Annotated in this window: 13 protein-coding genes; 7 read left to right on the top strand and 6 right to left on the bottom strand. The window is 72.9% G+C overall.

What is annotated here, in order from left to right:
* Window positions 1-3: 3 nt before the first annotated feature.
* The gene (locus IE124_RS08690; RefSeq protein WP_189506539.1) at window positions 4-603 is read left to right on the top strand and encodes a hypothetical protein; all 600 of its coding nucleotides are present in this window, start codon (window positions 4-6) and stop codon (window positions 601-603) included.
* On the opposite strand, the gene IE124_RS08685 is transcribed toward IE124_RS08690, so the two are convergent.
* Together IE124_RS08685 and IE124_RS08680 are read right to left on the bottom strand one after the other, a co-directional pair.
* Window positions 588-1,328, bottom strand: a complete 741-nt coding sequence (locus IE124_RS08685; RefSeq protein WP_189506537.1) for a hypothetical protein — start codon at window positions 1,326-1,328, stop codon at window positions 588-590. The two genes, IE124_RS08690 and IE124_RS08685, sit on opposite strands and share 16 nt — an antisense overlap.
* Window positions 1,329-1,336: 8 nt before the next feature.
* A complete protein-coding gene (locus IE124_RS08680) occupies window positions 1,337-1,888 on the bottom strand; it encodes a SigE family RNA polymerase sigma factor (protein ID WP_189506535.1) in 552 nt (183 codons plus the stop codon).
* A 116-nt stretch (window positions 1,889-2,004) separates the two neighbouring features.
* Here IE124_RS08680 and IE124_RS08675 point away from each other — a divergent pair, with 116 nt between their 5' ends.
* Window positions 2,005-2,697, top strand: coding sequence for a demethylmenaquinone methyltransferase (locus IE124_RS08675; protein WP_189506533.1), 693 nt, complete (start codon window positions 2,005-2,007; stop codon window positions 2,695-2,697).
* Between the two features lie 14 nt (window positions 2,698-2,711).
* On the opposite strand, the gene IE124_RS08670 is transcribed toward IE124_RS08675, so the two are convergent.
* Window positions 2,712-4,115: a phosphodiester glycosidase family protein gene (locus IE124_RS08670; RefSeq protein ID WP_189506531.1), complete on the bottom strand. Its 1,404-nt coding sequence runs from the start codon at window positions 4,113-4,115 to the stop codon at window positions 2,712-2,714.
* Window positions 4,112-4,849 carry a peptidase inhibitor family I36 protein gene (locus tag IE124_RS08665; protein ID WP_189506529.1) on the bottom strand — a complete coding sequence of 246 codons (738 nt, stop codon included), beginning with the start codon at window positions 4,847-4,849 and terminating at the stop codon, window positions 4,112-4,114. The genes IE124_RS08670 and IE124_RS08665 overlap by 4 nt, the downstream gene beginning before the upstream one ends.
* Window positions 4,850-5,005: 156 nt before the next feature.
* Between IE124_RS08665 and IE124_RS08660 the strand changes: the two genes are divergently transcribed.
* Window positions 5,006-6,292 carry a geranylgeranyl reductase family protein gene (locus IE124_RS08660; RefSeq protein WP_189506527.1) on the top strand — a complete coding sequence of 429 codons (1,287 nt, stop codon included), beginning with the start codon at window positions 5,006-5,008 and terminating at the stop codon, window positions 6,290-6,292.
* Between the two features lie 53 nt (window positions 6,293-6,345).
* Here IE124_RS08660 and IE124_RS08655 read toward each other — a convergent pair whose 3' ends face one another.
* Both IE124_RS08655 and IE124_RS08650 read right to left on the bottom strand, forming a co-directional pair.
* Complete coding sequence (locus tag IE124_RS08655) at window positions 6,346-7,308, bottom strand: hypothetical protein (RefSeq protein WP_189506525.1); 963 nt, start codon at window positions 7,306-7,308, stop codon at window positions 6,346-6,348.
* Between the two features lie 40 nt (window positions 7,309-7,348).
* Window positions 7,349-7,762 carry a hypothetical protein gene (locus IE124_RS08650; protein WP_189506523.1) on the bottom strand — a complete coding sequence of 138 codons (414 nt, stop codon included), beginning with the start codon at window positions 7,760-7,762 and terminating at the stop codon, window positions 7,349-7,351.
* Window positions 7,763-8,188: 426 nt separating this feature from the next.
* Between IE124_RS08650 and IE124_RS08645 the strand changes: the two genes are divergently transcribed.
* The 4 genes from IE124_RS08645 to IE124_RS08630 all read left to right on the top strand — a co-directional run bounded on the left by IE124_RS08645 (window position 8,189) and on the right by IE124_RS08630 (window position 12,204).
* Window positions 8,189-8,608, top strand: a complete 420-nt coding sequence (locus IE124_RS08645) for a hypothetical protein (RefSeq protein ID WP_189506521.1) — start codon at window positions 8,189-8,191, stop codon at window positions 8,606-8,608.
* Window positions 8,595-10,127 (top strand): peptidoglycan-binding protein, encoded by a 1,533-nt coding sequence (locus IE124_RS08640; protein ID WP_189506519.1) that lies wholly within the window; start codon window positions 8,595-8,597, stop codon window positions 10,125-10,127. The genes IE124_RS08645 and IE124_RS08640 overlap by 14 nt, the downstream gene beginning before the upstream one ends.
* Window positions 10,128-10,249: 122 nt before the next feature.
* Entirely contained in the window at window positions 10,250-10,963 is a 714-nt protein-coding gene (locus tag IE124_RS08635; RefSeq protein WP_229832335.1) for an ABC transporter ATP-binding protein, read from the top strand.
* Window positions 10,960-12,204 (top strand): ABC transporter permease, encoded by a 1,245-nt coding sequence (locus tag IE124_RS08630; protein WP_189506515.1) that lies wholly within the window; start codon window positions 10,960-10,962, stop codon window positions 12,202-12,204. Before IE124_RS08635 ends, IE124_RS08630 begins: the two co-directional genes overlap by 4 nt.
* The last annotated feature ends 66 nt before the right edge of the window (window positions 12,205-12,270 follow it).

Genomic DNA, 12,270 nt, shown 5'->3' with positions numbered 1-12,270 from the left:
GCCATGCTGACGATCCACTGCGCCGAGGCCTCGCCCGAGACCGCCGTCCTGGTCGACGGCGAGCTCGTCGCCGCCGTCGGCCCGTACGACGATCTGGTCGCCGTCCGCCCCGACGCCCGGGTGCGGCGGTGGCCCGGCATCCTGACGCCGGGACTGCTCAACCCGTACGCGCCGGAGCTCCTGGAAGGCATGTACCACCCGGACCCCCGGGAGGCCGAGGGCTTCGGCACGGAGCCGATCGGCGGGGAGCGGGCGCAGCGGATCTTCCGCATGGACGCCTCCCGCCGGGGCGCCTCCGCGCGCCGCGGCGTGCAGCGGCTGCTCGCGCACGGGACGGTCGCCGTCGCGGGCGAGCTCCGCGGCCGGGCGGCGACGGACGCCGTGCGCCGGGCCGGTCTCGCGGTGGGCCGCCGCCCCGAGAAGCTCCCGGGCAGCCCGTCCTTCTCGCCGACGCCGCTGATCCTGCTGCCCGGCCTGATGCCGGGCGGCCCGGCCCGGTTCGCCGTCTTCGACGTCCCCGACCGGGCCGCTCTGGTCCGCCTCGGCGCGTCGACCTGCGTCGCGACCGTGATCGCCGGGCGGCTGGTCTACCGGGCGCGCTGAGCGTCAGGGGCAACCGGGGGCGAGGGGAGCAGGTCGAGCGGCGGGTCGTCAGCCTCCATCTGACGCGCGTCCGCTTCCTGCACGAGCTCCAGGAAGCGCGGGTCGCTGGTGACGGGGAAGAGATCGGTCGCCGACACCGGCGCTCCCCCATTCTTGTCGTACACGATGAGAAGGACATCGCTCCGGCGGTAGGTGTAGCCCACGAGCACTCTGCCGCCCAGCTCACTGATCGGCCCTGTCCGTAGCTTCGCCACCTCCTTCTCGGCCCACCGGTCCCCCCCGAACGCGCCGTGCACGGGAATCCGCCGCACCGACACGACCATGCGGAAGGTCTCACCGCCCGCCTCGAAGCGGTACTCGCTCACCCGGTCGCCCTCCGGCCGGACCCCCGTCACCGTCGCCGGCAGCAGCTCGTCCAGCAGCGCCGCCATCTTCCACCGGTACTCCTCCCGGCGCTCCCGCTCCTCCGGGGACAGCCGCTTCCCGACGGGGGCCGAGGCGGCGGGCATCGCCACGCCGGGATCGGCCCCCGGCAGCAGCGTGAGGCCGAGGGCCCCCGCCGTGACCACGCCGAGCGCCGCCGCCCCGACCGCGAACCGCGACCGGGCCCGCCGCCTGCGGCCCTCGCGCACCGCGAGCGGGGCGAGGTCGGGCAGTGGTGGCAGATCGCCGGCCGTCCGGTCCATGGCATCGCGCAACAGGGTGATGTCGTCGTTGTTCTCCACGGTGGACCTCAGCTTTCCGTGATCGAGAGCCCGGCATCGGCCAGGCTTACGCGAAGTCGGGCGAGCGAACGGGAGCACTGGCTCTTGACGGTGGCCTCGCTGCACCGCAGCAGGGTCGCCACGGAGGCCACGCTCTGGTCCTCCCAGTAGCGGAGTACGACCATCGCCCGTGCCCGGGGCGGGAGTTCGGCGAGCGCGCCGAGCAGCGTCACCCGCAGGTCGGTGTGGTCGGCGGCCGGTGCCGGGTCCGTGCCCCCGGTCCGGGTGAGCACGAGCAGATCGCGCAGCCGGCGCCGCCGCTCGGACAGGAAGGTCCGGGTCAGCACCGTCTTGGCGTAAGCGTGCGGATGGTCGGCCGCCCCCGCCCGCTTCCAGTGCTGGTACAGCTTGGCCAGCGTGGTCTGGGTCAGGTCGCGGGCGGTCTCGGCGTCGCCGCAGAGCAGGTACGCCGTGCGGTAGAGCCGCAGCTGGGCGGAGCGCGCGAACTCCTCGAAATCGGCGACCGGCCCCACGTCCACCTCTCTCGCCGCCTCGGGTCTCACTTCGGTCGACAGTGCCATCGCACCCCTGCTCTCCTGGCCGTCGCGTGCTGTTCTCGACCGTCCTTGAGTGCGCCCGGGCCCGAAAGGTTGAAGCGGTACGGGAAGAGATTCGGGCGGCTGCTTGAATGGGGAGCGTGACCCGAGCCAACCTGGACAAACAGCCGCACGAAGTCGCCTCGATGTTCGACGACGTGGCGGCGAACTACGACCTCACCAACGACGTGCTCTCCCTCGGCCAGGACCGCCGCTGGCGCAAGGAGGTCGCGAAGGCGGTCGACGCCCGCCCCGCGCAGCGGATCCTCGACCTCGCGGCGGGTACGGCCACCTCCTCGCAGCCCTTCGCCCGCGCGGGCGCGTACGTCGTGCCCTGCGACTTCTCGATCGGGATGCTCCAGGTCGGCAAGAAGCGCCACCCGTGGATGCCGTTCACGGCGGGCGACGGCATGAAGCTGCCCTTCCGTGACGACGTCTTCGACGCCGTCACGATCTCCTTCGGGCTGCGGAACATCCAGGACACCGAGGCGGCGCTCCGCGAGCTGTACCGGGTGACGAAGCCCGGCGGCCGGGTCGTCATCTCCGAGTTCTCGCACCCCACCTGGGCGCCGTTCCGCACGGTGTACGAGGAGTACTTGATGCGCGCCCTGCCGCCGGTGGCCCGCGCCGTCTCCTCGAACCCCGACGCGTACGTGTACCTGGCCGAGTCCATCCAGTCCTGGCCGGACCAGCCGACCCTGGCGGGACTGCTCCAGAAGGCCGGCTGGTCGAAGGTGGCCTGGCGGAACCTGACCGGCGGGATCGTCGCGCTCCACCGGGGGTTCAAGGCCTGACGGCTACGAGGCCTCTACGGCTTCGCGTACATCCCGTAGCCGCCGACGCCGGTGTACACGGTGTCCGCCACGTCCCGGTGCACGAGCTTGCCTTCCACGAGGTCCGTCGGCGGCGTGTGCACGGTGGTGCCCGTCTGCAGGGTCGTGGAGCCGCCGCCGTCCAGGTTGAGGGCGTCGAGGATCCCGAGCACCGGGGCGTCCAGGAGGGCGGCGAAGGTCTGGAGGTACTCGCCGTCCTCGTTGTCCTGCCCGGTGAGGGTGATGAGCACCGGACGGCCGCGGACGTTGGTGCCGAGCGCGGTGCGCGAGTCGGTGCAGATCAGGGTGACCCCGTCCGCGCCCGGCTCCTTGCCGCTGCACGAGTTGGGCAGCTCCTTGGGGATATCGCTGTTGAGGAGCAGCGTGTGGAAGGAACTGACGACGTCGACCGAGGCGTCCAGCGGGATGTCCCGGCCCGTGGTCACGTCCTCGAGCCGCTGGCCGATCGTCACCGTGTCGTCGCGGACGAGCCGGGCGCGGAGCCACTGGGCCCCGGTGCCGATGCCCTGGATGACGCGGCCGCCCGCCGGGACCACGGTTCCGCCGCGGCCCTCGCGGGCCTCGGTGACGACGCCGTGCGCGTCCACGACGACCTCGTAGCCCGGGTCGGCGGTGGCGGCGACGAGGGGATCGGTTCCGGGCTTCGGGGTGGGCAGGCCGTAGTCGTCGGTGAAGACGACGATCTCGTCGGTGTCGGTGAAGACGGGCGGACTCGTGCTCACGCGCTGGTCCTCTTCGTCACGCGCGCAGTGCGGGGGGCGTCCGGGTGTCCGGTTGATGTCGTCGATCCGCTCGAACTCGCCCGAGGACGTGGTGAGCTTCAGGTGGGTGCGGAGCTTGGTGACGTACGGGATGCCGTACTGGATGACCGCGCCGGAGGAGCCCTTGTCGCCGTCCCAGCAGCTGGAGCTGTGCAGGACGCCGTCGGTGACCGAGACGCTGGTGTGCGCGGTGGTCTTCTCGGCTCCGGCGCCCGCGGGTTCCCGCTGGAACAGGCCGCCGTTGACGCCGGCCCACGGGTGGCGGGCCGTGACGTGGGTGACCTTGGCGAGCTGCTCGGTGAGCGTCTCCGCGGTGGCGTCGTTCGTGCCGACCGCGCTCTCCAGGGTGAGCGAGCCCGCGGTGGGGTCGATCTCGACGATCTGGAGGACGCGGGCCTTGGTGCGGTTGGAGAGGGTCCGCCCGGTCTCGGGGTCGATCTTCTCGGTCCAGGTGGTGCGGGTGACGCCGGGGGTGACTGTGACAGCGGTTCCCTTGGTCCAGGCGACGAGCGGGCCCAGCTCCGCCTCGTCGTCGGCGCCGGAGGCGGGGGTGGTGAGGGCGAGGGCGGCGCCGAGTGCGGCGGCCATGGCCACCCAGGGGCGAAGCTTCCTGGTCACTGGCAGTCCGCCGTTCCCTTGACGAGCTCGTGAGAGCGGAAGGTGCCGGCGAACGGCGCCGGGATGGTGGTGCTGTCGCCGCGCAGGATGACGTAGGCGCCGAACTTCCTCACGCCCGAGGAGTCCGCCGGGTCGGCCCAGGTGCCGGTGTACGTCGGCTCGGGGTAGAAGCAGACTTCCTTCGCGGTCCGGTTCCAGGCGGACCTGGGCGCGGGCTCGGTGCCGTAGCTGTTGCCGTAGTTCTTGGTGGTGGCGTCGGTCGCCGGGCGGTGGACGGTCATCGCGCCGCGTCCGTTCGCCTCCTTGAAGGTGCAGACCCGGTTGTCGGGGCAGCGCTCGTAGCCGGTGAAGCAGAGGGCCCGGGACGGGACCAGCTTGTGGCCGCTGACGGTGCCGGCCGGGTAGGCGTCCGGGGCGCCCTTCTTGACGGTCTCGAGGTGCCCGCCGTACCCGGCGTCGCCGTAGACGCAGGCCCACATCGCGGTGTTGTTCTTCGCCGACAGGGTCTTGCCGTCCCAGGCCGCGCCGTAGCTCTCCGCGCTCTGCAGGTCGGTGAAGTCCCGGCGCTCGCCGGTGCCGCCGGCTCCGGAGTAGAGGCAGAACGTGGCGGGCGGGCAGTCGTCGAAGGGCTCGGCTTCGGCGCTCGCGGGCAGCACGAAGAACACCGAGCAGAGGAGGGCGAGGGCGGCCGTGATCAGCGCGCCCCGCCGTAGGTCGATACGAAAGTCGGTCACGGATGATCATCGTGCCACCACGCACAGCGCATGGGAACACGTGTTCACTCTGCGGGAAAGCGGTGGGGTGACCCTCCGTTTCTCCCGCACCGGCCCCCCATAGACTGCGATACGTCTCATCCCCTTCTTTGTCGCCGAACTCCGGGAGACTCCGCCGTGACCGAGCAGCCCCTCTCCGAGCACACCGCAGATGTGATCGTCGTCGGGGCGGGCCCGGCCGGCTCCACCACCGCGTACTACCTGGCCAAGGCCGGACTCGACGTCCTGCTCCTGGAGAAGACCGCCTTCCCCCGCGAGAAGGTCTGCGGCGACGGCCTCACCCCCCGCGCCACCAAGCAGCTCGTCTCCATGGGCATCGACATCTCCGAAGAGGCCGGCTGGCTGCGGAACAAGGGCCTGCGGATCATCGGCGGCGGCGTCCGTCTGGAGCTCGACTGGCCTGAGCTCGCCTCGTACCCGGACTACGGACTCGTCCGCAAGCGCGACGACTTCGACGAGCAGCTCGCCCGGCAGGCGCAGAAGGCCGGCGCCCGGCTGTACGAGCGCTGCAACGTCGGCGCCCCGATCGTCGACGACCGCACCGGCCGCATCACCGGAGTCGAGGCCAAGCTCGGCGAGGAGAAGACCCCGGTCACCTTCCACGCCCCGCTCGTCGTCGCCGCCGACGGCAACTCCACGCGGCTCTCGCTCGCCATGGGCCTGCACCGCCGCGAGGACCGCCCGATGGGCGTCGCCGTCCGCACGTACTTCACCAGCCCCCGGCACGACGACGACTACCTGGAGTCCTGGCTGGAGCTGTGGGACCGCCGCGGCCCGCAGGACCGGCTGCTCCCCGGCTACGGCTGGATCTTCGGCATGGGTGACGGCACCTCCAACGTCGGCCTCGGCATCCTCAACTCCTCCTCCGCCTTCCGCGAGCTGGACTGGCGCGAGGTGCTCAAGGCCTGGTGCGCCTCGATGCCGGAGGACTGGGGCTACACCCCGGAGAACATGACGACGCCGATCCGCGGCGCCGCCCTCCCGATGGCCTTCAACCGCCAGCCGCACTACACGAAGGGCCTGCTGCTCGTCGGCGACGCCGGCGGCATGGTCAATCCGTTCAACGGCGAGGGCATCGCGTACGCCATGGAGTCCGGCCAGATCGCGGCCGACGTCATCGTCCAGGCCCACGCCCGCACGACCCCGGCGCAGCGCGAACTGGCCCTGCGGAACTACCCGCAGGTCCTCAAGGACACCTACGGCGGCTACTACACGCTCGGCCGCGCCTTCGTGAAGCTCATCGGCAACCCGAAGGTCATGAAGATCGCGACCCAGCGCGGTCTGACCCACCCGCTGCTGATGAAGTTCACGCTCAAGATGCTGGCGAACCTCACGGACCCGACCGGCGGCGACGCGATGGACCGCATCATCAACGGCCTCTCGAAGGTGGCCCCGAAGGCCTGAACCCACCGGCGGTGCCTCCTCTCCCCACGGGGGAGGGGAGGCACCGCCGTTCCTCAGTTGCCGTTGACCTTCGCGGCCTTCCTGATCCGTTCCTCGTGCTCGGTCCTCACCTGCTTCAGGGTCTCCGCGTGCTCCTCCATGAGCTCCCGCTGGAAGCCGACCTCGGCCTCGTACCAGAGGCCCACGAGACGCACCCGCTTCTTGCAGGCGACGTCCTGCTTCGCGGCGGCGACGGCCTTCGGGGTGCTCAGGTCGGCCTCGCCCTCGGGGTTCAGCCCGAGCTCCTTGTGCGGCGCCATGGGGTCGGTGACGCGGTAGCCCTTCTCCGCCATGCACGCGGACCACGCCTTGACGGCCGCCGCGACCTTCGGGGACGCCTTGGCCCGGGTGAGCGCCTCGCCCTCCATCCCGAAGACGTAGAGCAGGTCCTCGGGCTCCTTCTTCTCCGCGTACAGCCGCAGGTGTGCCTCCCGGCCGCAGCCGCCCGCCGGGACCTTCTTCCCGTTGACCGTCCGGCCGCTGTCGGTCCTGCGCTGCTCCTCCAGGGTGCGCGGGGGCAGTTTCATGCCGCCCCCCGGCTTGGACTCCAGCGGCGGGCCGCTCAGCGCCAGGCGCTCGGCCGGGGTGAGCGGGTCCGAGCGGGGCCCCGCGGAATCCGGTACGTAGCCGGGCGTGCCGTAGCCGTACCGGGCCGCCCTGACCTCGTCCGTGAGTCCGTACCGCTGCGTGCTCCTGGCCGCGGGCACAGGCCGGGCCGCGGGCCTGTACGTGATCCCGAGCCGCTTCATGCAGTCCACCGCCAGCAGGTCCTGAGCCTTCTCCAGGGCGCGCCGCTGTTCGTCCGTCGCCTTGTACGGGTCCAGGGGGTACACCAGCTGTGCGGCGGACACCCTGGACGGGTCGGACAGCGGCGCCGGGTCGGCGGAGGCGGAGGGCTCACCGGTCGAGCAGGCGGTGAGCAGCAGCCCGGCACTCAGCAGGAGCGCGGCGGCCGGACGGGACGTGCGGGGATGCATGGTCGACTCCGGGGAGGGGTGGACTGCCGGTGAAGCAGGCTCAGTTGGCGTCGTTGTTGTAGATCGACGAGACCTGGTTCTTGAAGTTGGAGGAGAAGTCGCCCAGGTAGTAGTCCGGAAGCCATCCCTCGTTCCCCGTGTGGACGGCGCCGGTGTACACGTACCAGGTGAAGTCCGCCCGGTTCAGGTACGACTCGGCGTTGTTGTCCACGGCCTGGTTGTAGCCGCTGCCGGGTGTGATGAAGCGGTCGTTGAAGAGGTAGTCCTCGTCCCAGGCGAAGTCCGTCCACGACTCGTCCAGGCCGGCGGAGTAGTGCAGGATGAACTCGCCGAAGTCCGCGCGGCCGTCCTTCATCGCCGCGGAGGCGGGCGCGGCGGTCACCAGGGAGCCCGTGCCGAGGGCGCCGAGGGCGACGGCGGTCGCGAGGGTCCGGCGAAGCGTGCTGCTCTTCAAGGTTCTGGCCTTTCGGTACGAAGGGAGAACTGTGGGTGAAGCAGTGAGTGCCGAGGGTGAAGTCCACGTGACGGAAGCGGAATCGGTCAACCGTCGGGAATCGCGAACGGCGGCATGAGGGCTCCCGCGCGCCGCCGACCAGCGATCCTTCCCCCGGCCTTCGGGCGTGCCCCCGCGGCGAATATGTCAGGTCGGCCGAAGCCTTCTGCTGCAAGTCGTCCACACATGAACAAGAGGCGTGCGCCGAGGGAAAGTTGGGAATCGACGCCCCCTTCTCCCTGTGGTTAGAGTGACGCCGATCGAGCACCTGTACGCCGTGCCCGGTCCCTTCCGTGCCGAGCCGAGCAGGCGCCTCGCGCCGCCGGCTCCGGGCGCGGCCCCACCGCCGGGAACGCCTCCCCGCAGAAGGCAGAAGGACGTGCACCCATGAGACGTTTGCTCACCGCCCCGCTGCTCCTCGCGGCCCTCGGGTGCGCGGTCACCGGGTGCACCTCGGAGCCCGAGCTCTCACCGGTCGAGGCCGCCTACGTCGAGCACACGGAGTGCCTCGGCGAGAACGGGGTGAAGCTCAAGGAGGCGCGCCCCGGCTACTGGGTCGTGGACAAGGACGCCCTCGACAAGCAGCCGAGAAGGGTGATGCTCGACGCCCAGGAGAAGTGCGAGAGTCTCGTTCCCGCCGAACTCCCCGTCGACCCGGCGGTGTTGAAACAGCAGCAGAAGCTCGCGGACTGCTACCGGCGCAACGGGTACCCCGACTGGCCCGACCCCGACCCGAAGACCGGCGAGATCCCGGCGGACATGAACGACAACGCCGTCCAGAGCAAGTGCGGCGATGAGACCACCTGAGGCCCCCGGCGCGGACACCACGACCGCCGTCACGGACACCGCCGCCGCCGGCTCCGCCCCTGCCTCCGCCGCCGGCCCCGCCCCTGCCTCCGCCGCCGACCCCGCCCCTGCCGCCGCTCACCACCACCTTCGCCGCGGCCGCCTCTGGATCGGCGGCCTCGTCGTCGGAGCCGTCGTGCTCACCGCCGCCGGCGCCTTCGCCGGGACGGTGATCAAGTCGCCCGCCCAGGTCGCCGCGGACGCGGCCGCGCCGCCGGCCGACGTGCTCACCGCGCCCGTCGAGCGCCGCGTCCTGCACGAGACGGTGGTGCTGCGCGGCACGGTCACCGCGGGGCAGACGGTGCAGGTCGCGCCGGTCGTGTCCGGGGGCGAGGGCGGGACGCCCGTCGTCACCAAGGTGCCGTTCGCCGTCGGGGCGGCGGTCCGGCCGGGGCAGGTCCTCCTGGAGATATCCGGCCGGCCGCTCTTCGTCCTGCCGGGGCGGCTGCCCGTGTACCGGGACCTCAAGCCGGGCGCGACCGGTGACGACGTGGCCCAGCTCCAGGCCGCGCTGGTGGGGCTCGGCTTCGGCCGGGGCGGGGATCCGGAGGGGACGTACGGGGAGGGGACGAAGGCCGCCGTCGAGGGGTTCTACCTCGCCGCCGGCTACGACCCGCGTCCGGCCGTGGACGACGACGGCGCCGGCGTGGACACGGCGACCGCCGCCGTGACGGCCGCCGAGCGGGCCGTCGAGGACGCCGCTGACGCGCTCGCCGAGAACAAGGACCAGGCGCAGCGGAAGAACCTGCGCAAGTCCCGGGACCGGGCCGCCGAGGACCTGGCCGAGGCCCGTACCGCGCTCGGCAAGGCGTGGGCCGCGGCGGGGCCGATGGTCCCGGCGGGGGAGGTCGTCTTCGTGGAGCGGTTCCCCGCCCGCGTGGCGTCGGCCGCCGTGCGCCCCGGGTCACAGGCCTCCGGGACGCTGGTCTCGCTCTCCTCCGGCAGGCTCCTCGCGCAGGGCCTCCTCCAGGACCACCAGAGGGGCATGGTCCGTCCCGGTCAGAAGGTCCGGGTCGTCGACGAGGTGACCGGTACCGAACTCACCGCCGAGGTGGCGAGCGTCGCCTCGACGCCCACGTCGCCCGAGGCCGCGCAGGACGGCGGCGGGGGAGAGGGCCGGGAGGGCGCCGCCCCCGCGAAGGGCCCGGCCGGATTCCTCTTCACCGCCCTGCCCGCGAAGGAGATCCCGCCCGCCCTCGCCGGCCAGGACGTACGGCTGACGATCGAGGCGGCCTCCACGGACGGCGAGGCCCTCGTCGTCCCCGTCACCGCCGTCTCGGCGGGCGCGGACGGCCGGACCCTGGTCACCGTCGTCGACGCGAACGGGCGCCGGAACCCCGTCGAGGTGCGGACCGGCACCCTGGGGGACGGTTACGTCGAGGTCGTACCGCTCAGGGCGGGCGCCCTGGCGGAGGGCGCCGAGGTCGTGACCGGGGTGGCCGCCACCGGCGCCGCCCAGGACGGCGGGGCAGAGAAGTGACCCCGCTCGTACGAGGCCGATGGCCCCGACGCCCGGCACCACCCCCCGCCCCGGCACCACCCCCCGCCCCGACCCCGCACCCCACGCCGGACGCGGCCCCCACCCCGTACACCCCGTCCTCCCTGCCCACCCCCGTGGTCGAGTTCCGTCAGGTCGGTCTCACCTACCCCGGCCCGCCCCCCGTCCAGGCCCTGCGCCCCTGCGAACTCACCCTTCACCACGGCGAGTTCGTCGCCGTAGTCGGCCCCTCCGGCTCCGGCAAGTCCACCTTCCTGAACGTCGCCGGCCTCCTCGACGCCCCCACCGAGGGCACCTACCGCCTCGACGGCATCGACACCGCCGCCCTCTCCGACGGCGATCGGACCGCCCTGCGCGGCCGTCGCATCGGCTTCGTCTTCCAGGCGTTCCACCTCATGCCGCACCGCAGCGCCACGGAGAACGTCATGCTCTCGATGGTGTACTCGGCCGTGCCCCGCGCCGAACGCCGCAGCCGGGCCAGGGAGGCGCTCGCCCGCGTCGGCCTCGCCCACCGCGTCGACGCGCTCCCGGGCCGCCTCTCGGGCGGCGAGCGCCAGCGCGTCGCCATCGCCCGCGCGCTGGCGGGCCGGCCCTCGCTGCTGCTCTGCGACGAGCCGACCGGAAACCTCGACTCCGGCAACGCGGAGACGGTCCTCGCGCTCCTCGGCGAACTCCACGCCTCCGGCATGACGGTCGTCGTCATCACCCACGACAGCGAGGTCGCCGCCCGCGCCGGGCGCACGGTCACGATCCGCGACGGCGTCCTGAGCGAACGGCCCGGGGACACCGCACCCCGCGCGGATCGGGACCGCGCATGAGAAGCCGCCGCCCCCGTGCCGGCCGGCTCGTCGAACCCTCCCGTCTCACCCCCCGCGACGCGCTCTCCGAGGCCGTCGCCGGCATGCTCCAGCGGCCCGGCCGGTCCGTGCTCACCGCGCTCGGCACCGTCCTCGGCGTCGGCACCTTCGTCGCGATCCTCGGCCTGACGGCGACCACGTCGTCCCGGATCGACTCCCGGTTCGACCTGCTGACCGCCACCGAGGTCACCGTCGAGGACATCGCCCAGGAGCAGGACGAGTTCGCCGGCCCCGCCTTCCCCGCCGACGCGGACGCCCGGATCGGGCGGCTCGGCGGCGTCCGGGACGCCGGGGTCTACTGGACGGTCCGGCTCGGCCCGGAGGTCACCGTGCGCGCCGCCCCCGTGGGCGACGGCGCCGACGGCGTCCCCGTCGACGTGGTCGCCGCCTCGCCCGGGGCGCTGCGGGCCGCCGTCCCCCGTCTCGCGCAGGGCCGGCTCTACGACGAGTTCGCCTCGGCCGAGGCCCAGCCGGTCGCGGTCATCGGGGCGTCCGTCGCGGCCCGGCTCGGCATCACCACGCTGGAGACCCGGCCCGCGGTGTTCATCGGCGACGAGCCGTTCGTGGTGGCCGGCATCGTCGACGACGTCGAGCGCAGGCCGGACGTGCTGATGTCGGTCAGCGTGCCCCGTACGACCGCCGAGCGGATGTGGGGGCCACCCGGGGCCGGTGAGGCGCGGATGCTCGTCGCCACGGAGACCGGGGCGGCCCGGCAGATCGCCCACGAGGCCCCGGTCGCGCTCCGCCCGGACCATCCGGAGTATCTGAAGGCCGTCCCGCCGCCGGACCCGAGGGCGCTGCGGGCGGGCGTCACCGGCGACCTCGACCAGCTGTTCCTGCTGCTCGCCGGGGTCTGTCTGGTGATCGGCGCGGTCGGCATCGCCAACACCACCCTGGTCGCGGTCCTGGAGCGGACCGGTGAGATCGGTCTGCGGCGGGCCCTGGGCGCCCGGGCGCGGCACGTCACCGTCCAGTTCCTCACGGAGTCCGGGGCCCTGGGCGCGATCGGCGGGCTCGTCGGGACGGCACTGGGGGTGTGCACGGTGATCGGGGTGGCGCTGGCCCGGGACTGGACCCCGGTCGTCCATCCCGCGGCCGTCGTCGCGGCGCCGCTGATCGGTCTGGCCACGGGTGTGGTCGCCGGGCTCTACCCGGCCTGGCGGGCCTCCCGCGTCGAACCGGCCGAGGCGCTCCGCCACTGATCCGGGCCGGACACGACGAAGGACCGTCTCTCCCCCGAGGAGTGACGGCCCTTCGTGCTGTGCTCG

Origin of the sequence: Streptomyces narbonensis (assembly GCF_014649015.1) — a bacterium.
Classification (GTDB): Bacteria; Actinomycetota; Actinomycetes; order Streptomycetales; family Streptomycetaceae; genus Streptomyces; species Streptomyces narbonensis.
The sequence above is the reverse complement of the archived record's forward strand: the minus strand, read 5'-3'. Positions and strand labels throughout refer to the sequence as shown.

What these genes read in the sequence shown, in the direction of transcription:
- IE124_RS08690 (WP_189506539.1), top strand. Translation starts at nt 4, where the DNA reads ATGCTGACGATCCACTGCGCCGAGGCCTCGCCCGAGACCGCCGTCCTG.
- IE124_RS08680 (WP_189506535.1), bottom strand. Translation starts at nt 1,888, where the DNA reads ATGGCACTGTCGACCGAAGTGAGACCCGAGGCGGCGAGAGAGGTGGAC.
- IE124_RS08655 (WP_189506525.1), bottom strand. Translation starts at nt 7,308, where the DNA reads ATGCATCCCCGCACGTCCCGTCCGGCCGCCGCGCTCCTGCTGAGTGCC.
- IE124_RS08645 (WP_189506521.1), top strand. Translation starts at nt 8,189, where the DNA reads ATGAGACGTTTGCTCACCGCCCCGCTGCTCCTCGCGGCCCTCGGGTGC.
- IE124_RS08640 (WP_189506519.1), top strand. Translation starts at nt 8,595, where the DNA reads ATGAGACCACCTGAGGCCCCCGGCGCGGACACCACGACCGCCGTCACG.
- IE124_RS08630 (WP_189506515.1), top strand. Translation starts at nt 10,960, where the DNA reads ATGAGAAGCCGCCGCCCCCGTGCCGGCCGGCTCGTCGAACCCTCCCGT.